Genomic DNA, 25698 nt, shown 5'->3' on the forward strand with positions numbered 1-25698 from the left:
TATGTCCGAAAAAAGACTAAAATCCTGATATCCGCCGGGATATCGGGATTTTTCATCGTTCGATTCTTTGTCGGCAAATTCACGTCCGATCCGCGTTAATGATCGAACAGTCCTAACTTCAACAATCCGCCCTGATAGTTCGGTCACGCCGCTTCCATTGTTCTTAGCGGTTAATGGTCAATTCTGTCGATGCCGAGCGAAAGTATAGAAAAAAGCAGGGATTCGCTCTCTGCTTTTCCTTGGTTTATTGATGCGATGCGCCGATCCAAACCTCCAGGTCCACGGTGATTTCCGCCGCCTCCCGATCCGCAAAAGCGGCGGTCCGCGCCGGTTCGGCGGACCAAGCCAGCGGAGTCATCCGCGCCAAACAGGCAAGCTCGGGCCGGAGAAGCAGGCGCGTATACTGCAGCGCGACCGTTTCCTTTAGCCTGAAATGCCAGCGGAACAATGACGCCGTTTTGTCATTGGAATAACTCCGCTTCTCCTCGCCATCGAATAAGGGCCTGCGCAGCTCCTGCAAATACTGGGGGCCCGGTACTACTTTGACGACGATCCCCGAGGGAGCCAGCATCCTCTTAAACTCCCGGTAATTGGCCGGGGACAACATATTCAGGATCGCGATCGCCGCTTGATCCGGGAGCGGCGCACGGGCCAGATCGCCGACCGCCCAAACCGGACCGGCATACCGCCGGGCGGCCATGCGAATCCCCTCCTTGGAAAGATCCAAGCCCACGCTAACGGCTCCGGGAATCGGGGTGCGGTTCATGATCTCGTGCAAATGGGACCCCTCGCCGCATCCCATGTCGGCGATCAAGGGGGGCGCAGCAAACCCTTCGCTATGCCCGCGGATCGCATCGGCGATCACTTCATGCAGTGGCGCATACAGGCTGCTTTCCGTAATGATTCGATGTCTGGCGGCAAACAGCTCCTTGCCGTAGCCGCTATTTACGGCACGGGATAAAAAGTTCACGTAGCCCGGCTTGGCCATATCGAATCGATGCCCCTTGCCGCATACCAGACCACCGGGCTCGGCCGCGGCGAACTCGCCTCCGCATACCGGACATTTGAATATCGCTGCATATTGGCTGACGCGTTCCGCGTTGAATGGTGTTTTGGTCATGTATCTCTTCCTTTCCTTCTCATCAAACCGTCGGCCATGCCTGCGGTTCAGAGTAAAGGGAAGGAGAGCCCATTTTAGGCCCATGGGGCATCATGAAAGAAACCCGGCATAGACGTAAAAAAAGAAAGGCAGCATATTCTGCCTTTCTTCATCACATCGATCCGGATATGCCATGAAGACGATTATAAATGGGCAGACTGATCCCGTTTACTCTGTTTAAGCAAACAGAGCCTTTGAACAATATGGAATTACTTGTTCAAAGCCGAGATACGCAGTCTGATGTAAAACACCATTGCCTAATCCTCCTCAAATCGATTAGTTAAATTACATGCCAATTATATAAGGGCCCTCGGATAAAGTCAAAAAATGATTGTTATGTATTAAGCCGCTATGCTTTTAGGATTGGAGCCGTATTTGTTTTCGTCCCCCTGGCTGTCCTGGCACAAAAAAACAAGTAAAATAATGGCGCCCACGAGCGGAATCAGCACAAGCAAGAGCATCCAGCCGCTTCTGCCCGTATCGTGCAGCCAGCGAGCCGCAACCGCTAAGGAAGGCAGCAGCACCGCCAGGCCGTATAAATATCCCAATACCATGCCGAAGTATTGATTAATGAGCCCTCCGACGAATCCCAGGACAAAAGCGGCGATGATATTGAAAAGAACATACATCCAATACTCCTGGCGTCTTGCCCTCCCTTGAAATCCTACGTAATTTTTCAGCACCTTCAAATACCATTACATTTCCATTCCACCTCTTCAAATTGATTTTGACAACGGGAATCCCGTATGCATGGTATATCGGAAAAATTGCCGAGATGATTTGTGAAACTTATCACAAATTGGGCTTCATCTGAAAATATTTTTCCACTAGCATCAAAATTTTAATATGACATATTGTTGCCTAATCAGAAATCCAAAGTTGTCTCGCGCGAGCCATTGCGTTTGCGATCAACGAGCCCGAGGACACGGGCGTCAACGAGATCATCATCCGGCCAACCATCCAGCCATCGTAAGAAAGAACTCCGTCGCTGGCGAGGTCCTTTGTCGTGCAAAAGCAGAGGTAGGGATGGGTTCGGGCCACCGTTGTTTTTATCGGCATTCCACCCGAAACCTCGATGCGTTGCGCGTTCACTCAACAATTGTTTTCGGACAGCAGCACGGCGATCATCGGCCCGATGCCGTCAGGCTCACCGGCCCGGCTCGTTTGTCAACACCGCCATCCCATGTTATATTAAAGCCAAAAATGCCATGATGTAATGAGCATGCTGGTTTTGATATACTGGGAACAAACCAACCAAGAATGGGTGTTGAGTAATGAACGATCAAGATATGCTGGCCATGCTGAAGGCTCTGTCGAACGAAACCCGCCTTAACATCCTGTGTTGGCTCCGGGAGCCAGAAAAGCTGGAGCACGAGCTGCCAAACGCCATTAAGGAGGAATTCCCCGGCAGCGTATGCGTGGGCGCCATTCAGGAGAAGTCCGGATTGACGCAATCCGTGATCTCTTCGTATTTATCCTCCATGCAAAAAAGCGGGCTGTTGGAATCCCGCCGTTATGGGCAATATACTTATTACCGGTTGAATGAAGCGGGAATCGACGCCTTTTTGGACCAGTTCTCCGCCAAGCTGAAGACCCGGAAGTAAAAGCCGGGCGGCATGAAGCCTCCGGCTTGCAAATTCATTAGTTAATCTATATATTTAGATATGTATATTGATTAATATGATGGAGGAGAGAAGACAGATGAACTTATCCCAAACCGCAGCAGCCCTGTTCCGGCCTTTCGAAGGCGGCGGGCTGAAGCTTGCTAATCGCATTGTCATGGCGCCCATGACCCGTTCCTTTTCGCCCGGCGGCATCCCCGGTCCCGACGTGGCCGGCTATTACCGCCGCAGAGCGGAAAACGGCGTAGGGCTTATCATTACGGAAGGCACGGTCATTAACCACCCGGCGGCGCCCGCGGATTACAACGTGCCGCATTTTTACGGAGAGGATGCGCTGGCGGGATGGGCACGGGTTGTCCGCGAAGTACATGAAGCCGGCGGCAAAATCGCTCCCCAGATCTGGCATACCGGCACGGCTCGTATGCAGGAGAAATTCCCGGATTCCAAAGCCGATCCCATTGGCCCATCGGGCCTTGGCTTGACCGGCGAACCGGTATCCGAGCCGCTGACGACGCAGGAAATTCGCGGCCTCGTTCAAGCCTATGCCCAGGCAGCCGCGGATGCGAAACGCCTCGGCTTCGACGCCGTGGAAATCCATGGGGCGCATGGCTACCTTATCGACCAGTTTTTTTGGGACGTCACCAATAAGCGCACGGATGAGTACGGCGGCGACCTGGTGGGCCGCACCCGCTTTGCCGTGGAGGTCATCGAGGCGGTACGGGCCGCGGTTGGCCCGGGCTTCCCGATCATTTTCCGCTTCTCGCAATGGAAGCCGGTAAACTACGGCGCCAAACTCGCCGCAAATCCCGAGGAGTTGGAACGCTTCCTCGCCCCGTTATCCGCGGCGGGCGTCGATATTTTCCACGCCTCCACGCGCCGCTTCTGGGAGCCGGAGTTCGAAGGCTCGGATTTGAACCTGGCGGGCTGGACGCGCAAGCTGACCGGCAAACCGGCGATTACCGTCGGCTCCGTGGGTCTGAACTCCGAGTTCACGAGCTTGTTCGAGGAAGGCAAAGGCGGGGAAACGGCCAGCCTCGATAACCTGATTGAGCGACTAACCCGCGACGAGTTCGACCTCGTGGCCGTTGGGCGCGCGCTCCTCACCGACCCGACGTGGGCGGCCAAAATTCGCGATGGCCGCGCGGAAGAGCTGCAGCCGTTTACGCGGGAAGCCCTGGCTACGCTGAGCTGATTCCCGGCATTGAGAGATTGCTTGGCATAAAAAGACCTTTTCGGTTTCGGTCCGAAAAGGTCTTTTTTCTCGCGCTGCTTTTTAGATCATGCATTTTTCTGCAAAAGGGCTTCGATTTCCTTCATTTGCACCGGGGTGAGCGGCCCAAAACGGATCGCCTTCGCCGCTTCCTCCGCTTGCTTGACGTTTTTCAGCCCCGGAATCGGGATCGTGCATTCGCTTTTGCCCCAAATCCAGGCCAGCGCCCCCTGCACCAAGCTGCGGCCGCCGGACGTCAAAATCTCCCGCACCGCCCCCAGCTTAGCCAAGTATTCGGCTTTGGGTTTGCCGTCCTTGAAGTACAGGACCCACTCGTGGCTGCTGCCACGCACGTCTTCCGCCGGCAAGCTGGACGAAGACGTAAATTTGCCGCTCAGCAGCCCCATGGCGAGCGGGGCATTGTTGATGCTGCTCAGGCCATGCCGTTCGCACAATTCGATCATGGAAGCGTCGCCGTAGAGCACGTTATAGGGGTGCTGAATCGCCACGCCGGAGGATTGTCGGGCAAATGCCTCGGCCAGCTGCGTGTTTCCGGTGCTCCAGCCGTAGGAGCGGATCCAGCCTTCCCGCTTTAACCCCTCTAGCGCATCGATCGCTTCATCGAGTTGTTCGCGCGGGAACTCTCCCGGATGAATCTGGTACAAATCGATATAATCGGTGCCAAGACGCCGCAAGGAAGCCTGGCAAGCCGTACGGATATAATCCGGGGATACGTCGATTTTCGTAAAAACGCTGCGGCTTGCCGCGTCATGCGTGAAGCCGAATTTCGTCGCGATCACCGCATCCTGCCGGCGGCCCCGCAAAGCCCGCCCGATGACCTCTTCGCTGTGTCCTGTGCCGTAGGCATCCGCCGTGTCGAGCAAATTGATGCCTAAATCCAGTGCGGTTTCGACCGCCCGAATCGACTCCTCATCGTCGACCTCGCCCCAACCGTCCGGCAAGCCGTCCAGCCAAAACGGTCCCCCGATCGCCCAGCAGCCGAACCCGAGCGGACTTACCAGGACGTCCGAAGCTCCTAATTTTTTCCTTTCCATCTCCCGATTCCCTCCATTTCCCAATTGAACTCATTCTTAGTATAATGAAAGAAATCGGTTATTTTTAGAGCCATTTTTGTTTAATTTTGAGGAACCATTTTAAGTGAGTCTCGGCTGATTCAAGATTCGACGTCGAATCTGCTTCATGGCCCGCTTCGTGATCAAATGACGACTTTTTGAACTACTTCTTTAAGAGAGGAGCATGCAACGCCATGTTCGGAATCTACCTTGACCCCGCCTCGGACATGCGATCACGGCCCAGCTCTGCCGCCAAATCCGCCAAAAAATCGAAAAAGGCGAAATCGGCGAGGGCTTGCGGCTTCCGCCGACCCGAAAACTGGCCGCGGAATTCGGGATTGCCCGGAATGTGGCGATCGACGCTTACGAACAATTGATCGCGGAGGGATATCTCATCGGCCAGTCCGGCTCCGGTACTTATGTAGCCGGGGGAATCCTGCCGGCCATTTCGGCGGGCATGGAGACGAACGGGAATTGGGGAACCGCTTGACGGATGAAACGGATACTCCGGTCGCCGAGGATATCATCGATTTCGAGATCGGAACGCCCGATTTGCGTATGTTTCCAAGACAGGCCTGGGCCAAATATTTGAAGGCGGCGGCGGAGAACATGCCGGCCGGATCCTACGATTACGGCGACATCCGCGGGGAGGAAGCTCTGCGGGCGGAAATTTCCGCTTATCTGCACCGGACGAGAGGCATGCGCTGCCATCCGGGCCAAATCATGATCGTGTCGGGCTCCTCCGAGGGCTTTGCCCTAATCGCCCAAACGCTGCGCGATCAGTTTGACGGCATATACTTGGAGGATCCGACGATCGAGTTCACGCAGCATATTTTTCGGGGGCATCGGTATCGGGTAACGCCGGTTGCCGTGGACGACTCCGGCATGAAGCTGCACGAGCTTGCTTCATGGGACAGGGGACATCTCATGCTGCTCACGCCTTCCCACCAGTTTCCGGGCGGCGGCATTTTGCCGATTCAACGGCGGCAGCATGCGGTCAGGCTCGCGGAGGAAGCCGGCTCCTATCTCATCGAAGACGATTACGACGGGGATTTCCGCCTGAAAGGCGTCCCGGTCCCGCCGCTCCAAACCTTAAGCCCGGATCGCGTCATTTACGTCGGAACGTTCAGCAAAACCCTGGCCCCGGGGCTGCGCCTCGGCTTCCTGGTCCTCCCGCGTCACTTGGTTCGGCCCGTGGCCGACCTGCGGGAAGCCTTGAACTTTCGCTCCCCGTCGGTACCGCAAATCGCTCTCGCTTTGTTGATGCGGGACGGCCGGTTGGACCGGCATATCCACAAAATGAAAAACGTCTACCGCGGGCGGCGAAACCTGCTGATCGAGGCCTTGAAACGCCATTTCGGTGACCGGGCAGTCATTCAAGGCGACGAAGCCGGGATGCACCTTCAGGTGGAGTTCGCCGGGGTTCCCGCCGGGATCGATTGGTCCAACGCCCCCGCTTACGGCGTCCGGGTTTACGGCGTCGAAGACTACTGCCTGATCAAAGAGAACTACACGCGGCACGTCCTGCTCGGCTACGGCAACCTCCCCGAAGAGATCATCGAACCGGGAATCGCGCGGTTGAGAAGGTTTGTGGAGGAAACCGATTGTCGAATCTAACAAACGCGTGCATGAATATACAGAGAGGGCAGCCTCGCGGGAATAGATCCGCATAGGCTGCCCACTTATATATGCAGGGTTAATCGCGTGCTTTTTGCTGTACGAAATCGCTCACCACTTTGGCAAATTCCAGAGGAGTCTCGACATGGTTCATATGCCCGCCTTTTTTGAAGGTGTAGAGCTGCGATCCAGGAATCTTCTCCGCCATTTCCGCTCCCCAGCGTAAGCCGCAGTTAAAGTCGTGTTCGCCAGCCAAGATGAGCGTCGGCGTAAGCACCTGATTCAAAAGATCCCTAACATCCCAAATATACGGCTTGCGATTCGGATCGACGCTAAAATCAATAGCGGCTTTCCACTCCTCTACTTCTTGCGGAAGGCTCCTGTAATCGCCGAAGAATGCAGGTAACAACCGCTGCAAAACGGCTAGCGTCGATTCTCTGTCTTGGGCGGCTCCATGGATCAAGTCCATCCAGGCCTGCTTCGCATCCTGCGCCTCGGGACGCTCCGGCCAGCGCTCTGCATATAGCTCGATTTGCCGAACCTGTTCCATCCCAAGTTCAGGTCCCATACATGGAGCACTGCTATAGAGAATTAATCCTCCCAGCTCCTCCGGATAATCGAGCGCATATTGAAGACCTACAAAACCTCCATGCGAATGTCCCAAGAAATAGGGTTGCCGGGCTCCAATATGCTCTGCCACTTGATGAGCATAATAGGCATACCGCGGCATGCTGTAATCTCCGTCCGGCAACACTCCTGATTTTCCCGTGCCTAACGGCTCGATGTAAACCACAGTCATGACCTGTTCAAGCCGCGGCATGCGCATATAACGCCAATGGAAACCGGGTCCCCCTGAATGGACCAGACATACCGGCCCACTGCCGGCAATGTGAAAGCTTTGCTCTACCCCGTCGATCCAGATGTTATGCTCGCCTAAAGATATTGTCATACGCGATGATCCCTCTTTTCTGGGTCTATGCTAGACCAGGGTAAGAAATATTGTATTTTTTCGATACTTGGATCAGCTTATGAATGGCCTCGGGAGTGGGTGGTTCCAGGTGTGCTTCCATTCCTTCCTCGTATGGAACGCCCAATTCTTTCACAAATGAATCAAATCCCGCAGGGTAAGCGGTGACCAGAAAACGAGCTTGGGGAGACTTCACCTTAAAGGTATGAGGAATACCGCGAGGAGCGAAAACATAATCCCCGCTTTGAACCCGAAGCGTTTGATCGCCAAGGATCATCTCCAATTCTCCATCCAACACGTAAAAAGATTCGTCCTCATCCCCATGGATATGAAGGGGCGGACCCTCATTTTCTTTCACCGAACAATGCACCACGCAAAATTCCCCGTTGGTGTCCTCCCCGCTGACCAATATGGAATTAATGTCCGTAAGGAACAGGAACGTATTCTCTTTGTTGATGTTCCGGTGCATTATACCTGCGTTGCTAGGGTTAATCCTCATTGTTCTAGTCACCTCTTGGTTGGTTGGATTGAACTTTGAACGCTAAGTACCTGCGCAGGTATTTTAGATCGATCGTTCTCATATTAAAAATTATTTTCCCATTTGTCAACTCTTTTAACGTAAAATTTACAATTCTTGACGGTTCTTTTACCGTTCGTTCTCATATGATAAGATAGGGTTGAAGGGGTGACACGTTATGGCACGTAGCAAGGAGTTCGAGGAAAGTGAAGTCCTCCTTAAGGCAATGCATCTATTCTGGGAACAAGGGTATGAGAAGACCTCGCTTCAAGACCTGGTTAAGCATATGGGGATTCATCGCAGAAGCTTGTACGACACGTTTGGCGACAAGCACACGCTCTTTATCAAAACGATGGAGCAGTATGCGAAGCTTACGGACGCTACTATTAAGGCTGAAGCCCGGCGTGGTCGTACGGCAAAAGAATCCGTCCGCCTGATCTTTGACTATCTGATTGAAACCAACGGCGAGCAGCCGATCGGCTGCTTCTTTGTGAACTCGGCGACCGAACTGGCTTACAGGGATCCCGTTGTCAGTGAATTAACGAGCGAGGGATTTAACAAGGAGGAGCAATTACTGGCAGAGCTCATCCAACAGGGGCAGCAATCGGGGGAAATTTCGGCTGAACAAGACCCCAGCCTACTTGCGGCAAGTTTACACACAACCATGATTGGAATCAGAGTCCTAAGGCGGGCATCCGCCGATAAAAAGAAACTCCATCAGATCGCAAATGTCACGGTGGCCATGCTCGAGAAGTGATCTAGTTTAATCAAGTGAAAAGCCCGCAAACCCATCGTTTGCGGGCTTAGCTTTTTTTATCTCCCCATCGTTATTGAATCAGTCCGTTTCTATTCGCAATGCCTGCGCTTGCGCTTCAATACATAAAGCCGCCGCCTTAAAAGCATGATCTTGTGTCATCGCGTTTTCCGTCCCGTTCAGCATATCCAAAATGAATTGACCGAAATAGGGATATCCCACCTGGCCGGAGCAATCAAAGTGTTTTTCGCCTTCGTGGTTGACCTAATAGATTCCCCATTTGAGTCCGGTCTCTTTCGTTTTTCGCCTCGCCCGATCTACCTGATCCAACGTAGTAAAGGCCGGTTTATCCACAAAATAATGCTTGCCATGGTCTAACGCCCTAAGCCCCAGAGCACCTCGCTCGGCAGGAATGCAAGCGCCGGCAATCAGCTTGATTTGCGGATCGTTCAGAATCTCTTCCTCGGACGCTGCCGCTTTCGCCTGCGGAAAAGTGTCGGCGAACCGCTGCACCTTCTCCAGATCCGGGTCATACACCACCGCCAGCTCGGCGCCGGCCTCCATCAGGCCGTTGCACATTCCGTAGATATGTCCATGATCCAAACCGATGGCTGCAAACCGAAATTCTCCTTCTCCAACCACGCGATTCGGTTTTCCTTTTGGCGCATAGTCCATGCCATCCTGCTTATTCGTCATTAACGTTTGCCCCCTTCAGGGTTCTCAGGCATTGCCTCCCGAGGTAATGGGATTGTCGTTAAAAATTTCGACGCTGTTCTTCTTCTCATAGAAATAGGTTGCATTTTGCAGAACGCCTTGCCTTGAGTAGAAGGGGCTGTCCGGTCCCAGCGGCAGCTTGACCGTTTGCCCGGTACTTGCGGATTGATAGATCGCCGTTATGAGTTCTAGCGTCTGTCTGCCTTGAATGCCGTCCACCAACACCGGCGTGTTCTGTTTAATAGCCTTCAGCACGTCCTGGATCTGTCCGCGGTGGCCTTCATGCGGAAGATCGGCTTGCTCATCGTAGACCTGCTGAATTTGGGCTTCCAGCTCTTTGTCCTCTTCCGGAAATCCGTTGGGTTTGGAGGTGGATGCGGCCACTTTCCAAGGGGCGGACACGCGCGCATGCTTCCCTTGGAAGATCAGCTGCTGCTCTTGTCCATGATGAACCACGGAGCTGGTGATTTGGGCCAAGGCCCCGTTATCGTAACGGGCAATGGCGATGCATAGGTCCTCCACCTCGGCATTGTCATGGGAAGTATTGCTCATCACGGCCGTCACCTCGGCAGGCATGCCGTTCATCCATTGGAAAATGTCTATATGGTGCACCGCATGATTCAAAGTGCATCCGCCGCCTTCTTTTTCCCAGGTTCCTCTCCACCACAGATCATAATAACAATGGCCTCTCCACCAGTAAGAATCGACTTGTACATGCACAACGGGGCCAATCAACTTCGTGTCCAACACCCGTTTCAGCTTCATCATGGGCGTGGTGAACCGGTTTTGCGCCACGACGGATAAAATTTTGCCGCTTCGCTCCGCCGCCTCGTTCATTTGGTCGCTTTCTTCCAGCGAGGAAGCCATCGGTTTCTCGACGATCACATGCTTGCCTGCATTCAACAAGGCGATCGCCGTTTCCGCATGGGTATAAGGGGGCGTGCAAACGGACACCAAATCGATGTCGTCGCGCCGGAGCAGTTCCTTGTAGTCGGCGTACACCTCCGCTTCCAGCTTATATTCCTCCACCCTTTGCTTCGCCTTATCCGGGTAAATATCGCAGATGGCCACGATTTTGCATTGTTCCGGAAACTGCAAATATGCTTGAATATGAGCCGGGGAAATTGCGCCGGCGCCGATCACGGCTACATGTAACAAAGGCTTCCTCTCCTTTAGGGTCGGATGGGGATCGGGCCTCCCGGCGAACATTTCCGAACGGCCCGATCGTTAAGTCCTTTATTGTTTGTAAAACTCGTCGTAGGCCGCCATTTTGCCCTCCATGACGGCTTTGCCGCCCATTGCCATGTATTCCTCGACTTTCTGGTCATAGACCTTATCGAACTGGTCCGGTTTGGCCGTAACGATCTTCGCCAGCATTTCTTTCTCGAAATCCTCCAGAATCTTGGCGTATTTGATCTCGGCATCCACCGCGATGTCGACGCGAGGCAAAGTGTACCCGTCAACCGTGCCCGCTTGAATGCTCTTGACGGTGAAGTCCTTGAAGTCGGGGTCAAAGGCATTGGCTTCAATGTTCTTGTTCGGATCCTCCGTTGAAATGTATTTACCGTTGAGAATAATGCAGTAGTCGTAGTAGTTGTAGAGCAGGTTTTGAGCTTCCGGCGTGTTCAGCAGCAAAGGAAGTCCGTTTTCGCTCATCTCGTACGAGACACCTTCTTCGCCGTTTTGGAGCACCAGGATATTTTTCGGATCCGACATCCAATCCAAATACTTGACGGCCGCAACCGCATTTTTGCTCGTGGACGGAATCATAATGTAAGCGCCGATCGGATCATAGATCGGCTTCGGATGTTTCCCGTCGGGCGTGGAGAAGGGGTCGATGGCTTCCAGAACCGCATCCGGATTGTTCGTTTTCAAGTTGGCATAGTAGCCGTTGTACACCGGTTCATTGGTATTTGGCGTGCCCGCGCCGGCGATGCTGTTCACGACTTGCTGGGCGAACGCTTGGCTGAAATCATCACTGAGGGCAAAGTCCGGATCGATAAGCCCTTCATTGTACATCTGGTTCAGCAGCCGGTAACCCTCCTTGCTGCCCGGTTGCAGCCATCTTGGAACCGCATACAAATTTTTATCCGAGATTTCGTCCCATTTCCAGAAGGAATTCACCAAAGGCATCATATGGAACACATCGATATAACTGTAAGGAATCACTTTGCCCCCCGTCTTTCCAGGATCTTTCTCTTTAAAGGCGCGCATCGCATTAACGAATTCCTCCGTGGTTTGAGGCAACGGCAGATTTAATTGATCCAGCCAGTCCTTGCGGATAAAGGTGGTCGATTGGGACTGAATCACGCGCAGCGCCGGAATGACATATTGTTTCCCGTCAAAAACGCCGTAGGGCAGCGAAGGCTCCAATACTTTCTTCAGGTTAGGCCCATGTTCCTCAATAATCGGTCCTAAATCGGAAAGGCCTCCGCTTTTCACATAGTTTTGCACCGTCGGTTTGTTATACGTGAAGACAATGTCCGGAGCGGAACCCGATGCCATCAGTACATTCAACTTATCCACTTCTTCCGCACGCGGGACCGTTACGAATTCGACGTCGATGTTGTTGGGGTCGCCGAAATTCTTCTGAATATACTGGGTCATAAAGTTATCCGTAATCGGCGGTTCTCCGGCAGGCGTATTGTTTCTGTCGAACAATTCCACTTTTAGCGTAATCCGTTCACCCTTGGGTTCCGATTCCTTGGAGTTGTTCGTGGCAGCGGCATCCCCGCCTCCGTCTCCTTCTCCGTTTGCTTGTTCGTTTCCTCCGCTGCCGCAGCCTGCCAATGCCAAAGTCACGGTCATGACCAATGCAAGCATGGCAAACAGGGATGAGCGAAATGGCTTGCGCATGTTGTTACCTCCCTTTTCACTTTTTGTATATAGTGACCTTCGGCGCAGTCGTCAGAAGACTTCTGCCGAAGAGCAGCTATCGAAGCAATTCCGGCCGACTATCCTTTGACCGCCCCGGTCAGCATGCCGGAGATAAAATACTTCTGCAGCCAGGGATAAACCAGCAATATAGGCACGGTTGCAAACATAATGCTTGCCGATTGGATGCCCTGCGGAATAGGGGTGGCCGCATTAAAGCCTTCTTGCGCCGTAGCATCGTTAACCTGGCTATTGATCACCATTTGATACAGCTTAAGCTGAAGCGGGTACATATCTTTATCGCTGATATAAAACAAGGCATCCTGGAACATATTCCATCGGTCCACGGCGGAATACAGTCCAATGGTAGCCAGAATCGGCAGTTGAAGCGGAAGGACGATCCGGAGCAAAAAGCGAAAATGGCCGCATCCGTCCATCCAGGCCGAGTCCTCCAGCTCATTAGGGACTCCGGAAAAGGAGGTCCTCATAATAATCAACAAAAAAGCGTTGATCATGAGCGGCATGATCAGCGACAAGGGCGAATCCAACAAGCCCAGCTCCTTGACAAGCAAGTAATTGGGGATAATCCCGGGATTGAAAAACATCGTGACTACGATGAATCCAAACATGATGTTTCTGCCTCTAAAATTTCTGCGGCTTAAAGCATAGGCCGCCATGATGGTCATCACCAAAGCAACCGCCGTATATACGACGACCAGGAGAATCGTAATCACAAGCGAACGCATCATGGACGGATCCCCGAATACCGCGGAATAGGCATGGAAATTCCAGTCTACGGGCCATAGGAACACTTCTCCCGACATAATGGCCCTGTTGCCGCTGAAGGATAATGCGAAGATATGGATCATCGGCAAGACGCAAAATATAGCAAACAGGCCGATGAACACCATCACGAAGAGATCGATCACTTTTTCCACCGGATTCCGTATCACGCATGTCCCTCCTTTAAAAGATGCCTTGATTGTTTATTTTTCTGGAAATAAGCTCAGCCGTAAGCAGCAAGATCAACCCGATGGCCGATTGGAATAACCCGACGGCAGCGGCAAGCGAAAATTGCGCCGACTGAATTCCGACCGTGTATACATAAGTGCTGATGACTTGCGCGACGTCCATCACGTAACCGTTCTGCAAGGCATAAGGTTGTTCGAAGCTGATGTCCGCCATATGTCCGATTTGGATAATGAACAACACGACGATGGTCGGCTTAATCCCGGGAAGCGTGATGTGCCAAATTTTTCTCAGTCGGGTGGCTCCGTCCACTTCAGCGGCTTCGTACAGTTCCTTATTAATGCCTGTAAGCGCCGCCAAATAAAGAATCGTTCCCCAACCGGCATAGTGCCACACCCCGGCCCCCGTATAAGTAACAATCCACATGACGGTATCTTCGAGAAACGGAATCGGTTGTCCGCCAAGACTTTTCACGAATTCATTGACGCTGCCCGTATTTGTCGCCAGCAATTGAATGACCATCCCGCCGACGATGACCCAAGATATAAAATGGGGCAAATACAACAGGGTTTGGCTTACGCGTTTATACCAATTGATCCGCAGCTCGTTCAACATGATCGCCAATATGATCGGAATCGGGAACGTCAGCAAAGAAAATACATTGAGCATCAAGGTATTGCGCAGCGCTTTATAAAACTGCGGCATCGCGAAGATCTCCTTAAATACGTCAAGTCCGACCCATTCGCTTGCCCATATGCCTTTAAATATGTTGTAGTCCTTAAAAGCAACCACGACCCCGGCCATAGGAATGTACTTAAAAACAATAAAAAACGTCATGGGCGCTAACATCAGAAGATATAAGGGCCATTGCCGTTTCATGGCGGCCATGCCATTTCGTCGTTTGGCGGTTAGCGGGGGGCCAGCCCGTTTTACCTGCGTTTGCATAGGCGTCATCCTTTCTGCTTAAGTCTGGGGTTCGGTTTGGTTCGGTTTGAAGCTTACTATACAACAGGGACTTTCGATGCGAAATTCTCATTTATTTTTGGCCTCTCCCCTTTTTCCTGCAGTCCTTTCACCTTTTTTATATGCCTATCATTTATTGCCATGGCGAATCGGCCGGGGAAATCCACGCAAAAAAAGAAGCGTCTCGAAGGGAGTACCTATCCGTTCCCCAAGACACTTCTGCATACATCGCTCACCGGTACTCTTTGTAGGCCCGATGTTTTTCTTCCATAACCTGTTGTCCGCCCATCATCATGTACTCCGCGACTTCCTGATCGTACACGGCATCGAATTCCTCAGGCCTCGCCGTGATGATTTTAACGAAGATCTCATTATTTTTTTCGTTCAAGACAGCGGAATATTTAATTTCGGACGAGAGGATGGTTTGGATCCGCGGGGTTTCCACGCCGTCATTCATTCCGTATTCCACACTTTTTAGTGTAAAGGGCTCATAGCCCGGACTCGAAGCGTTGGCTTTCAAATTCAACCGTTCATCGGTGCTGCTCACATATTTCCCATTGATAATGATGCAGTAGTCAAAATAATTAAATAGCATCCGATTCGCGTCTTCGTTCCCCATCGCAATCGGTAACCCGTCCTCCATTCGGTACGTTTCACCCTCTATGCCATTCTGAAGGGTGATATAATTTTCCGGCTGCGCCATCCAATTCAAATACTTGATCGCAGCCTCGGCGTTTGGGCTGGTTTGGGGAACCATAATGTACATGCCCGTATGCTCCAGTATAGGTTTCGCCTTTTTACCATTTGCGTTTGTGAAGGGGTCAATGGGGGTCAGCATCGCGTTGGGATCATTTTTTTGCAGTTCCGCCAAATACCCCATATACACGGGCTCATTGGTATTGGGCGTGGCAGCTCCTACGCGTCCATTAACCAAGTCCCTTTGGAATTGCTGAGCAAACCGGTCCAGATGAAAATCGGGATCGATGAGCCCCTCATGGTACAGTTGGTTAAGGAACCTAAATGCCGCTTTGTTTCCCGGCATCACCCATCCCGGGTTGGCGTATAAATCCTCCCCGGTGATGCGGTCCCAATCCCAAAACGAGTATTGCAGGGGCGCGGTATGATAATAATCAATTTGTCCATAGGGATAAATGGTTTCCCCGTACTTCTCCAGCCTGGTCTTCTTAAACGCCTTTAACGCCTGATAAAATTGCTCCGTCGTTTCAGGCAAGGATAATCCTGATTCCTTCAGCCAGTCTTCACGGATCAAGGTCGTGCTGCGGGCCGTCAGCACCCTTTTGGCCGGAATCGCAAATTGGATTTCGTTCAAACGCCCATAGTTTAATATTTCGTCCCCCAAGACCTTTTTCAGATCTTGGCCATACTGCTCCAACCAGGGGGAAAGATCGGTTAATTTACCTTGGCTGAAAAAATTGTAAACCGTAGGCAAGTCATACGTAAAAATGATGTCGGGTGCTTGGTTGGCAGCCATCAACACTTGTAATCTCCCCACCTCTTCCGACCTCGGGACCGTGATAAATTCTACTTTTATTCGCTCCGGATCTCCAAAGTGCTCTTGAATATACTGCGTCACATCATTATCCGTAATCGCGGGTGCTCCGACGGGCTTATTATTCCGTTCGAACAGTTCGATTCTTAACGTGGTCCAATGATCATCCGAAGCGGATCCATAAGCGTCAACCAGTCGATTCGAGCCATCGGCACGGCCTGTTTTATTCGCCCCCGATGAGATGCTGCAGCCAATCCCCAAGAATAACATCATGATTACCGTCACGATGAGAAACAAAGACCGCGGAAATGACACTGGAAGATCCCCCCTATTCGATTTGTTGAGCCGCTCTATAGCGTACGACACGTCATCCGATACTCCCCCGGCGGGATGTCTTGAAATTTCTTGAACACCCGATAAAATGAATTCACATTCTGGTAACCGATTTGTTCCGCAATCGACTGAATTGAATCCTCGGTCTCCATTAGAAGCTGCTTGGCATGCTGCATTCTGATTTTTATCACGTAATCAACGAACTTTTCGCCCAGTTCTTCTTTAAATAAAAGACTTAGAGCGCTGGGTTGAATTCTGAGATAATCGCTGACTCGGGAAAGCGACAGCCCTGGATCGGCATAATGCGCATCGATATAACTTTTGGCTTGCATCGCCATGCTGTGATGCCTTCTGGCCTGGCGATCCTCATCGACGCTAACCTCGAACATGACCAAACTGCTCATGAACTGTTCCTCCAGCTCATCCAGCGTTTCGACGGTTTCATGCAAATGGGTAAACCGCAGCCGATAGTCCTTTTTCCAAATCGCCTGAATGTTGGAGGAGAGCGCCATCACCGCCTTATCCATCTGCTTGACGAAACTGTTGGCAAACACGGCCATGTCTTGCTTCCTAAATCGCATTTTTCTCAGTTCGCTGAAGATCTGGGTCAGTTTCTCTCTCCAATCACTTTCGTTCATTCTGAAGGATTGGGCGGCATGATCCAAAGCTTGCAGGTAGGCGTAATTATCCAGGCTTAATTGGCCGGCGCTTTTCCGGTTATCGATTAACGTATGGGTTCCAAAAATCATTTTAAGCTCCACATTATCATGAGCATTGCGGTAAGAATCCGCGATGGTTTCAATGGAATCCGAATCCGCCCCGATCCCGATGGTGATCGTAAGCTCCAGATGCTGATGGATCCATTTTTGAAATTCCTCGGCACACACCGCCACCGCTTTGTTGCTAAGTTGATCGGTTGCCGTATCATGCACAACAAAAGCGATTCGATGCGGCTCCATCCAGGCATGCCAAACAAATAATTGATGATTTTGCCCTAGATCACGAAAGGCGCTCTCAATGATAAATTTAAGTAAATGCTGGTCTTTGACCTTGTATTTTTCGGTAAAGCTTGCATAATGATCGATTTCCACCACGATCACGCCTAGCCGGCCATACGGATCAGGCAGATTTAAATCGGCAAGCTGTTGTTTGAATTCTTCATCGGTCAAGGTGAGATGCCCCGCCAACAAATCGTGAAAAAGACGCTGCTGTCGCAGTAAACTATCTTCCTTATGCAGATTATCATAATCGAGTGACCTCTTGAGCAAATGGTCTAACGCCATCTCTATAAAAGTAAATTCATTATTCGCCCCTTTAATCCCCAGCTCCCCGCTCTTCCGATAGGAAAACTGTCCGACCTTCTCCATAATCGATTGAATCGGCTTGTAGTGCATGTGCGTAATAATCGTAAATCCGAGGAGTGCCAGTACAATGAGGATGACGAATATAACCATCCACACGCTGGAAATGAGGGATAGCATATTATAGCCTTTATCATTCACACCGTCAGAAACAAAATTCCAGCCCGTATAATCCGATTGAACTATAATCGTGTCCGATCCGGTCTCTGCATTCGATAGGATATCGCCTTGATCGAGCTGACCGTCTAACAAACGAACTGAATTGTAACCGCTTTCAGCAAATGAGTTAAGGTATTCCATAAAAGAGTATTGATACACGTTGACGACAAGGGCGCCGCGTATTTCATCTCCTGCGTAGGCAAACTTCACAAGCGAAACCGCCTTCTGCTTATCTTCCGGGGCCAAATAGCCGAATAGCCGCGGGTTGTGCCAGCCCTCGGATTCCCCCTTGCCAAAGTTGGATATCAGGAATTCTGCATCTCCAAAAGAGCCCAGCGAATATGCCCCCAGATCCGAAATGATTTGCTGCTCGGCCACATTGTACAAATAAATCGTATTGGAAAACGGCAGGGTCGAACTCAATTCGATCATCTTCTTCTGCAACAGGTAATCGTCAAAGGCGTCCTTGGAGCGATTCGAAAAGTTATCCTGGATTTCGCTGTCCATTAATAATTCACTGACCACATTGCGTTCGATCAGCATCAGATTCGCATCCGTATTGAAGACCATGCGATCCAGTATCGCTTGATTGGTCTCTATGTACTTCCTCTCGGAAGCATTATTCAAGACCAGGAAAATGATAAAAATCATCGAGGAAATGATAATGAAGAGAATCGGAGCATAGGAAAGAATCGTTCGATAATACCAGTTCATCTTCATAGAGGCAACTCTCCCAAACGGTTTCATTAATTATAAGAGATAGACACAAGTACTGTTAATTAACATTTTATTCAGGACTACCCTTTTTTAAGATTATAGAATTTATTATATTTCTTCTATATTTCGTTGCGCATCAATCCCCTAAAACCTTAAAATATTTAATAGGTATATTTTAACTATATCAAAAGTAGGAGATGATCGGCCTGAGGATAATAAAAAGCTTAGCAATCCTATCGTTCGTTATGTGCTTGATGATGACCGATGCTTTTACCGGAACCGCATTCAGCGCTTCAAACCGCCATGCTTTGGCGACCGAAGTCGTTGGTACCGTCTATGTGACAAAAGCCGGAGGAACGAAGGAAATTCGCGTGTTTGACGGCATGGCCTTCGAGGAAGGGGATCTGATTCATGTCGGGAAAGGGGGCAGCTTGACGCTTAAGGTTGCGGATCGGGACGACGCTATCGTTCTCGGCGAGAATTGGAACGGAACGTTGTCCAAACTGAGGGGGAACGCATCCGGCGCAACCGAGACTGCCATACATACCTGGTCGGGTTCCATGATGAACCGCGTTCAGAAGCTTTCCGGCACTGGTGGCTCCTATCAGGTAGAAACGCCGACGTCCGCCATGGGCGTGCAAGGGACGCATTTCCTGGTAGGGATCGACCCGGTTCTAGGTTCGACGTATGCCGCCGTGCTGTCGGGTAAGGTGGCCGTGACCCCAACGGCATCGGATACGAGCCAAACCGGCGGATTGAGCGGAACGGGTAGAATGAGCGGGATTACCGTGGGTCCGGCGCAGCAAGTCGAACAGATACCGCAGTCCTCCCCGGCCTACAATCCGATCGATCCCGAAAAACTGATCGGCTTGTCCTCGGAAGCGGTCGTGGCAGGCCTTATCGGAATGACCGGCCAAATCGATGAAGAAAACCATTCAATGAATTCCAGCTACTACAAAGATTCCATACAGATGATCATCAATCAGTCCAACAGCTTGCTGTCCCAGGAAGAGATCCGGGGGATTCTGGACCGTGCCAATCCGGACGGCTCGGCCGCCTTTTACGAGCCGAACCGACCGGTCATAGCTCCGGTGAATCCTTTTATAAACGATCCGGGGTATTTGCAGCAGCAAAAACAACAGGAGGAAGCGAAAGCGAAGCTGCAGCAGAAGGTCGCCGCGAAATCGGAAGCGAAACAGGGAATCCTCGATTCGAATCAGGCCCTGATCCAGCAAATTACGCAGAGGATGCAAGAGCAATCGCTACAAAACGAGAAGCTGCGGCAAGAAAAACAGCAGGAAGCGATAGACAGGCTCCTGTCCGAGTTAAGCGATGCCCAAAGGAGAAGTTTGGAGCAGCGCATTCAGCAGCTTGAAGAGGAGAAGAAGAAGCAAGAGCAGGTAACGAAAAATCCCTCAACCCAAGAGCCCACGACGAAGCAGCCCATCGGCGGAAGCTCGGGCGGCGGAATTACCGGCGGCGGTTCTTCCGGTCCGTCCCGACTCGCAACTTCAACGTCGATTCGGGTTGAACCGAACCCGATCTATGCGGGTGAACCTTTCGTATTGACCGCTAACGTGACGATCTCCCAGTCCAATCAAACGGTTTCGGACGGGACGAGCGTGACCTTCCGCAAGGGAACTCAAGCGATCGCGACAGGCACAACGCAGAACGGCGCGGCCACTGCCCGTATTTCAAGCGAAGAAAGCCTCGCGCTATTCGGCGTTGGGGACTATAGTTTAAACGCGCAAACCGCGGAAACCCCGACGACGCAAATGAGCACGTCTTTCCCGGCGGCATTGAAGGTCAAACAGGATGAGACGACGACGGCGATTTCGGCGCCGCATCGAGAGGTATTTGTCGGCGAGACGGTTCCGTTTACCGTCAGCGTAACGCCGCAACACGGCCACACGCCTGCGGCCGGCAGCGTAAAACTGTACGAAAACGATAAGGAGCTTGATTCCAAGGAGCTGAATTCGGACGGCACCGTCACCTTCGACGTATTGATCGAAGAGCCGGCTTCGGACGTTCCCCGCACGTATAAGGCGGTTTTCGCCGGAACGGAGAAGCTCTCCGGAAGCGAAGGAGCCCTCCATTTGCCCGTATCGCATATGAACGAGATTCCGGCCTTTGCTTATTTGCGGATCGACCGGATTTCCCCAACGCAACTCAATGCGGTCATTTCCCTTGACCGGTTTACCGGGGATTCGGAGCTGTACCGCGCGGAATTTGAGTTCGTCCACGCGCGCGGCGTCGAGCCGCGGCAGGGCGATGGGATTACGTATTATAATGCCGGCAAATTCCAGCCGTCAACGGTAACGGAAGCGGTTTACGTAACCGAAGGGGAGCACGATGGAGCGCAGGTTAATTATACGGAGTATCATTTCGAAACGATTACAGGAGGAGCAACCTTCGATACCGAAGAAGTCCTGGCCGTCATTCCGTTCACCGTTGGCGATTCGGCCAGCGGCGAAATCACGGTCATCGCGTGGAGATTCTTCGATAGAGACGGAAATGCGATCGAGGTCCGTACTGATTGAACCCAATCCATGATTGATAAGGAGAGCCTATGAACATCATTCGAACCTATGGTATATGTGGGTTGGCAGCGACGTTGTTTCTTGGAGGAGCTGTCTTTGCCAACGCGGCGGTTTATTCGCCGGAAGGCAGGCCGCTGGTCGAAACGCTTGATGCGGCCGGAAGCGGGGAATACGAGGAATGGAACGGAACGGCGGCGGAAGCGGCGTTCCGCCATCCCGGCGCGGTGCTGGCGCTCGCGGACGGATCCGTGCTGGCTTCGGATACGGACAGTCAGCGGATTCGCCTCTTGCGAGACGGCCGCGTTACGGTATACGCCGGGACGGAGTTCAACATCCTGCCGGGAGACGGCGAGCTTCCGGCTGGCGCTTACTCCGATGGCAAGGCGGGCTTGAGCTTCTTCTCCAGCCCGATGGGCATCGCGTCCGACGCCAAGGGAAACGTGTATGTCGCCGACCGGGGAAATCATGCGATACGGAAAATATCGACGGACGGCATGGTTTCGACGATCGCCGGCCATGGCGTGTTGGGGAACGCGGACGGGAAAGGAAGCAACGCTTCTTTCTACGCCCCGTCCGACGTCGCAGTCGATGCCGCGGGCAACGTTTATGTCGCGGACACGCTGAACCACACGATTCGTAAGGTCGACTCCGCCGGGAACGTCACAACACTGAACGCCTTGCCGGAGCGGGTCGCCGAAGTGTATGGCGGCGTTGTGGAAGAAACCGGCGATTACCGGGACGGTCCGATCGCGAAGGCGTTGTTTAATGAACCGTCCGGACTGGCGCTCGACGCGAAAGGAAACCTGTACGTCAGCGATACCGGCAATCAGCGCATCCGTTACATCGATCTCAAGGCGGGGACCGTTACGACGGTCGCGGGCGGCGGAGTCCTGGCAGACGGGAAGCTGTACGTCGATGGGACTTACGCCGACGGTCCTGCAGCCGTCGCCCGGTTTTATAGCCCCCGCGGACTCGCCGTCGATGCCGAAGGCGGCCTCTATATCGCCGACAGCCTAAACCACGTCATCCGCTATTTGAAGAACGGACAGGTAACGACGATCGTAGGCAACGCCGGCGAATACGGCAACGCGAACGGCATCGACGAGGAAGCGGCGATGTACCGGCCGTCGGACGTTTCCATCGATAAGGACGGCAATCTGTACGTCGCGGATACATTCAATAACAAGATTCGCAAGATCGAGGTTTACGAGCTGCCAAGCGGTTGGAAAACGAACGGAGCGATTCGCGTCCTCCATAATCAGCGGGAGATCGTATTCGATGCACCGCCCGAGCTGCGGGACGGCCGGATCATGTTGCCGGTGCGCAAGGTAGCGGAGACGCTTGGATATACGGTGTCCTTCACGGGCGAAGAAGTCGCGTTGACAGGTCCTGGCGGGACGGTAACCTTGACGGCCGGCTCTTCCGAGGTTTCCGGCGGAAGTCCGGGCTCCGGAACGGCGGTGCAGATGGACATCGCGCCGTATCTTCATGCCGGCCTGTTGTATGTCCCTGTCCGCTTTATCGCGGAGCAGTTGGGCACCGCGGTCGACTGGCACGCCGGGACGAAGACTTTATTGCTGCGGGATTAATGGACTTGAAGCCGAAAGCGGCATGCATATGAGAACATATCATATGCATGCCGCTTCTATTTGTTATTAATAAGACCCGATTCTTGAAGAAGTCTGCGGGTCAGTGCAGCCGCTTCTGTACGCACGATATTGTCCTTCGACTTGAGCTGTGCATGATAGCCTTGAACAACTCCGGTTTCGATGCAGGCCGATACGCTATCCATCGCCCATGCTCCAACTGCTTATTACTATTCAGAGTAATTTTTATGTATGGCATTTTTTGTTCACAAAGAGTTTTTGTTTTTCTTTTCGAACCAAGCCACTTCTCCTGCGTAAAGGGTAAGGCTTCGAAGAGGGGCCCATCACTCCATGTATATTAGGTCATCACGACACGGATTATCTTTGTAAGCCCTTATCGAAATGCTAACCCTTTTTGTTGCCTATCGCTAATGTATGCGATGCTGAGTCCGAGATTAAAACCATGTTAACTAAAAGAGGTTAATGAAGAAAAGAATCGGGAAAACGATTCGAGAAAAGAAAAAAGCCGCGTGATCTCAGAATATATACCTGAAATCACATCGGCTTGTAGTCAAGCTTTTTAGCGTAATATGATAAATTACATTAAAGTATTGTTTTCTACCCCTTATTTATAAAGGGAATTTGAACGATGTGAAATACCTAAAATTACAATAAAGTATTGTTCTAAATCTCAATTTACTGCAATACCGTTAGATGTTGATTACAATAAAGTGCTGTATTTATAGTTATTAATAAAAAAGGATCACTTGTTAAAATCATCAGTTATCCATCTGATATTTGGCTTTGTCGACGTTATATAATAAAATATTTTCGTCCTCTAGCACGATAATATGTCTTCTCATGTTTGTCGACATCAAATCCAGATATCCAACCTTTTTTTTCGAATATTTCCAGTAGTTTCATATTGTAGTTGTTCTTTTCTAGCTTTGGCCATTTACCTGAAAATAAACTGATAACCTCCGACATACCTAAAAGCTCCAAACAACTTACAGCTTGTTTTTCGTTTAAAGCACCGAGGTTTAAAAGAAGTATTTCACTTTTCTTTTGTTGGTCAATATTATGTAATCCCACAAGTTTAATTAGAAGTTCATACGGGATTTCGTATTCCTCTCTAACGATTTGGTTCATATTCTCTATACAAATTAATAATATACTGTCACTTAGGCTTGAGCTCACCTGGTTATAACTTCTTATTAAATTCGGTATATCATTAGTGTCTAGGTTATTCTTTAAAATATATAAATTAATGTTTTCCGAATACTTCTTTCCCTTTACCGATATTGGTTTAGAAGTGAATTTCAATAAATCTAGTTTGAAAGAATCATCGAATTTTTCATCTAACAAACTAATAAGCTCTGCGTATAGAAAATTGTTCATAGTAGTTACATTTTCTACGTACAGTTCAATATTAGTACAGATAAAATTAACAACTTGATCAGGATAATTATCTCGCATAAACAATAAATTTGCTTCATTCATAGATATTTTCTTAAGTCTTATTAATATATCAACTTTAGCCTCAGAAAGTCCTTCATAATCAAATGCATCATAATAACTATTGTAACTTTGAATAATAGCTTCAAATCTTTTGTCTAGCAAATTTTCACACAAAATAATATCATTATAAAATTTTACAGTTTCATTTAATCCATAATTCTCTTTAATATCCTCATAATTAAAACTTAGTCCATCATCATTTTCATTAATAAATTTCACAAGAGTCCCATCTAAATCTGAATTGAAGTAATATTTAAGAATGTTATTTTCAGAATAACGAATAATTTTCTGATTAAGTAATTCAGACCATAATTTATGGTCTTCCACACTATCAATCTTATCAATAGGTGTTCTAAGATAATTAATATAAGTAATTTTATGATCATTACTAATATCTAAATTGTTTATTATCTCAAGTGCAACATTTTCATTATCAGTTATTACTGCATCACAATTGTCTAACATTATATCCATATAACAATCAATATTTTGCTTTATATTCTTAACTAAATGCTCTTGGGGCTTAGAAACTACGATTGTATAATTTTTATGTTTGTAATCCTCGTTATTCACTAAACCGTATATTTTTTCTAAAATAAGTGAAATCATAAAAAAATTAATTTCATAAAGATCTGCCTGATAGGCTGCCATGAACAATGAATTATTCGCCCTTTGATAATCGACCTTTTTAAATCTTTTTATGCATTGTTTTTAGTAGATATTCCAATAAATCAAAATTAAGAGTCTCAACTTTGTCAAAATCTATATCCCTCAAACGAGTAACAATTAGAGCAGGATCTTTTAACTCATAAGTAAACTCCTTTGCATCTTCATCGGTTACACTACGGAGAAATATCTTATCAATTCTACTAAGACTAAACTCATAAAAGTAAGTCATATAATCAGAGTACGTCTCATCAATATGACCATTCCTCACTAAAAACTTTATCAACTTAAAATATGGATTTGTTTTTACATCAATATAGGAGATCTCTTCTCCAATTTCATTTTCAAATGTACTACTAAAAATCTTATTAATGTTATTTTTATTAATAATTTCTCTCGTTTTTTTACTTTCTAATTTTGCTTTTTCATTTCTTAAGTCGCGAAACTCTGTTTGTAATTTGTTAATTGCTTTAAGAGATTTTGATTCTATAGCCTGTTTTCGCTTAGTATATTCATCATTCTCCGATAATTTATTGTATGCTGCATTAAAATCAAAATTATATCTATTGCCATGATTATAGCCAATTGGAGTATATTGCACTCTATCAGGATTATTTTTTAATGCTTTTATAAAAGACGCTCGAGTTGTAAATTGATTTTCCCATTTACCATCTACAAACAGAATATTCGTTCCTGTTGTAAAATAAATTGAATCTAGATCATCTATTTCAGAGAACACTTCATTTTCTGTAATTTCAATTTGTTTTTGCTTTTCTTGAATTTGCGGCTAGGCCCCTTAAATCCGGAGTCCTGACCTACAAGTTTATCTTTCTCAAAGACATGCTCACTATCTCACAGGTTTACATCGA

General features: G+C 49.8%; 22 protein-coding genes. 7 read left to right on the plus strand and 15 right to left on the minus strand.

The window, feature by feature from the left end:
- Window positions 1–244: 244 nt before the first annotated feature.
- Window positions 245–1120 carry a putative RNA methyltransferase gene (locus tag ACQ4N8_RS14080; RefSeq protein WP_430705007.1) on the minus strand — a complete coding sequence of 292 codons (876 nt, stop codon included), beginning with the start codon at window positions 1118–1120 and terminating at the stop codon, window positions 245–247.
- Window positions 1121–1500: 380 nt separating this feature from the next.
- Window positions 1501–1848 (minus strand): DUF805 domain-containing protein, encoded by a 348-nt coding sequence (locus tag ACQ4N8_RS14085; protein ID WP_430705008.1) that lies wholly within the window; start codon window positions 1846–1848, stop codon window positions 1501–1503.
- A gap of 585 nt (window positions 1849–2433) precedes the next feature.
- On the opposite strand from ACQ4N8_RS14085, the gene ACQ4N8_RS14090 reads away from it, so the two are divergent.
- Window positions 2434–2763, plus strand: coding sequence for an ArsR/SmtB family transcription factor (locus tag ACQ4N8_RS14090; RefSeq protein WP_430705009.1), 330 nt, complete (start codon window positions 2434–2436; stop codon window positions 2761–2763).
- A gap of 97 nt (window positions 2764–2860) precedes the next feature.
- Complete coding sequence (locus ACQ4N8_RS14095) at window positions 2861–3973, plus strand: NADH:flavin oxidoreductase (RefSeq protein ID WP_430705010.1); 1113 nt, start codon at window positions 2861–2863, stop codon at window positions 3971–3973.
- Window positions 3974–4059: 86 nt separating this feature from the next.
- Here the strand turns inward: ACQ4N8_RS14095 and ACQ4N8_RS14100 are convergent, their stop codons facing one another.
- On the minus strand, window positions 4060–5046 hold the full coding sequence (locus ACQ4N8_RS14100; RefSeq protein WP_430705011.1) for an aldo/keto reductase: 987 nt from the start codon (window positions 5044–5046) through the stop codon (window positions 4060–4062).
- Between the two features lie 313 nt (window positions 5047–5359).
- Here ACQ4N8_RS14100 and ACQ4N8_RS14105 point away from each other — a divergent pair, with 313 nt between their 5' ends.
- Together ACQ4N8_RS14105 and ACQ4N8_RS14110 are read left to right on the plus strand one after the other, a co-directional pair.
- Window positions 5360–5554, plus strand: coding sequence for a GntR family transcriptional regulator (locus ACQ4N8_RS14105; RefSeq protein WP_430705012.1), 195 nt, complete (start codon window positions 5360–5362; stop codon window positions 5552–5554).
- Window positions 5539–6681 (plus strand): PLP-dependent aminotransferase family protein, encoded by a 1143-nt coding sequence (locus tag ACQ4N8_RS14110; RefSeq protein ID WP_430705013.1) that lies wholly within the window; start codon window positions 5539–5541, stop codon window positions 6679–6681. The genes ACQ4N8_RS14105 and ACQ4N8_RS14110 overlap by 16 nt, the downstream gene beginning before the upstream one ends.
- A gap of 79 nt (window positions 6682–6760) precedes the next feature.
- Here ACQ4N8_RS14110 and ACQ4N8_RS14115 read toward each other — a convergent pair whose 3' ends face one another.
- Window positions 6761–7630, minus strand: coding sequence for an alpha/beta fold hydrolase (locus ACQ4N8_RS14115; protein WP_430705014.1), 870 nt, complete (start codon window positions 7628–7630; stop codon window positions 6761–6763).
- Window positions 7631–7655: 25 nt separating this feature from the next.
- Window positions 7656–8147, minus strand: coding sequence for a quercetin 2,3-dioxygenase (locus tag ACQ4N8_RS14120; RefSeq protein WP_430705015.1), 492 nt, complete (start codon window positions 8145–8147; stop codon window positions 7656–7658).
- Between the two features lie 196 nt (window positions 8148–8343).
- On the opposite strand from ACQ4N8_RS14120, the gene ACQ4N8_RS14125 reads away from it, so the two are divergent.
- Complete coding sequence (locus ACQ4N8_RS14125; RefSeq protein WP_430705016.1) at window positions 8344–8922, plus strand: TetR/AcrR family transcriptional regulator; 579 nt, start codon at window positions 8344–8346, stop codon at window positions 8920–8922.
- Between the two features lie 261 nt (window positions 8923–9183).
- On the opposite strand, the gene ACQ4N8_RS14130 is transcribed toward ACQ4N8_RS14125, so the two are convergent.
- From ACQ4N8_RS14130 to ACQ4N8_RS14160, 7 genes are all read right to left on the minus strand, one after another.
- Window positions 9184–9615 (minus strand): Gfo/Idh/MocA family oxidoreductase, encoded by a 432-nt coding sequence (locus tag ACQ4N8_RS14130; RefSeq protein WP_430705017.1) that lies wholly within the window; start codon window positions 9613–9615, stop codon window positions 9184–9186.
- Between the two features lie 24 nt (window positions 9616–9639).
- Complete coding sequence (locus ACQ4N8_RS14135; RefSeq protein ID WP_430705018.1) at window positions 9640–10791, minus strand: Gfo/Idh/MocA family protein; 1152 nt, start codon at window positions 10789–10791, stop codon at window positions 9640–9642.
- Window positions 10792–10869: 78 nt separating this feature from the next.
- On the minus strand, window positions 10870–12489 hold the full coding sequence (locus ACQ4N8_RS14140; RefSeq protein ID WP_430705019.1) for an extracellular solute-binding protein: 1620 nt from the start codon (window positions 12487–12489) through the stop codon (window positions 10870–10872).
- 98 nt (window positions 12490–12587) lie between these two features.
- Window positions 12588–13460, minus strand: a complete 873-nt coding sequence (locus ACQ4N8_RS14145) for a carbohydrate ABC transporter permease (protein ID WP_430705020.1) — start codon at window positions 13458–13460, stop codon at window positions 12588–12590.
- Window positions 13461–13473: 13 nt separating this feature from the next.
- Window positions 13474–14421: an ABC transporter permease gene (locus ACQ4N8_RS14150; RefSeq protein WP_430705021.1), complete on the minus strand. Its 948-nt coding sequence runs from the start codon at window positions 14419–14421 to the stop codon at window positions 13474–13476.
- Window positions 14422–14671: 250 nt separating this feature from the next.
- Window positions 14672–16264, minus strand: a complete 1593-nt coding sequence (locus ACQ4N8_RS14155; protein WP_430705022.1) for an extracellular solute-binding protein — start codon at window positions 16262–16264, stop codon at window positions 14672–14674.
- 35 nt (window positions 16265–16299) lie between these two features.
- Window positions 16300–18522 (minus strand): helix-turn-helix domain-containing protein, encoded by a 2223-nt coding sequence (locus ACQ4N8_RS14160; RefSeq protein ID WP_430705023.1) that lies wholly within the window; start codon window positions 18520–18522, stop codon window positions 16300–16302.
- Window positions 18523–18776: 254 nt separating this feature from the next.
- Between ACQ4N8_RS14160 and ACQ4N8_RS14165 the strand changes: the two genes are divergently transcribed.
- Together ACQ4N8_RS14165 and ACQ4N8_RS14170 are read left to right on the plus strand one after the other, a co-directional pair.
- Complete coding sequence (locus ACQ4N8_RS14165; RefSeq protein ID WP_430705024.1) at window positions 18777–21059, plus strand: hypothetical protein; 2283 nt, start codon at window positions 18777–18779, stop codon at window positions 21057–21059.
- A gap of 29 nt (window positions 21060–21088) precedes the next feature.
- Window positions 21089–22648 carry a stalk domain-containing protein gene (locus ACQ4N8_RS14170; protein ID WP_430705025.1) on the plus strand — a complete coding sequence of 520 codons (1560 nt, stop codon included), beginning with the start codon at window positions 21089–21091 and terminating at the stop codon, window positions 22646–22648.
- A gap of 56 nt (window positions 22649–22704) precedes the next feature.
- Here ACQ4N8_RS14170 and ACQ4N8_RS14175 read toward each other — a convergent pair whose 3' ends face one another.
- The 3 genes from ACQ4N8_RS14175 to ACQ4N8_RS14185 all read right to left on the minus strand — a co-directional run bounded on the left by ACQ4N8_RS14175 (window position 22705) and on the right by ACQ4N8_RS14185 (window position 25568).
- Window positions 22705–22851 (minus strand): hypothetical protein, encoded by a 147-nt coding sequence (locus tag ACQ4N8_RS14175; RefSeq protein WP_430705026.1) that lies wholly within the window; start codon window positions 22849–22851, stop codon window positions 22705–22707.
- Window positions 22852–23458: 607 nt separating this feature from the next.
- The gene (locus tag ACQ4N8_RS14180) at window positions 23459–24814 is read right to left on the minus strand and encodes a hypothetical protein (RefSeq protein WP_430705027.1); all 1356 of its coding nucleotides are present in this window, start codon (window positions 24812–24814) and stop codon (window positions 23459–23461) included.
- A 37-nt stretch (window positions 24815–24851) separates the two neighbouring features.
- Window positions 24852–25568, minus strand: coding sequence for a hypothetical protein (locus tag ACQ4N8_RS14185; RefSeq protein WP_430705028.1), 717 nt, complete (start codon window positions 25566–25568; stop codon window positions 24852–24854).
- Between the last annotated feature and the right edge of the window lie 130 nt (window positions 25569–25698).

Source organism: Paenibacillus macerans (genome assembly GCF_050565405.1).
Lineage (GTDB): Bacteria > Bacillota > Bacilli > Paenibacillales > Paenibacillaceae > Fontibacillus > Fontibacillus macerans_B.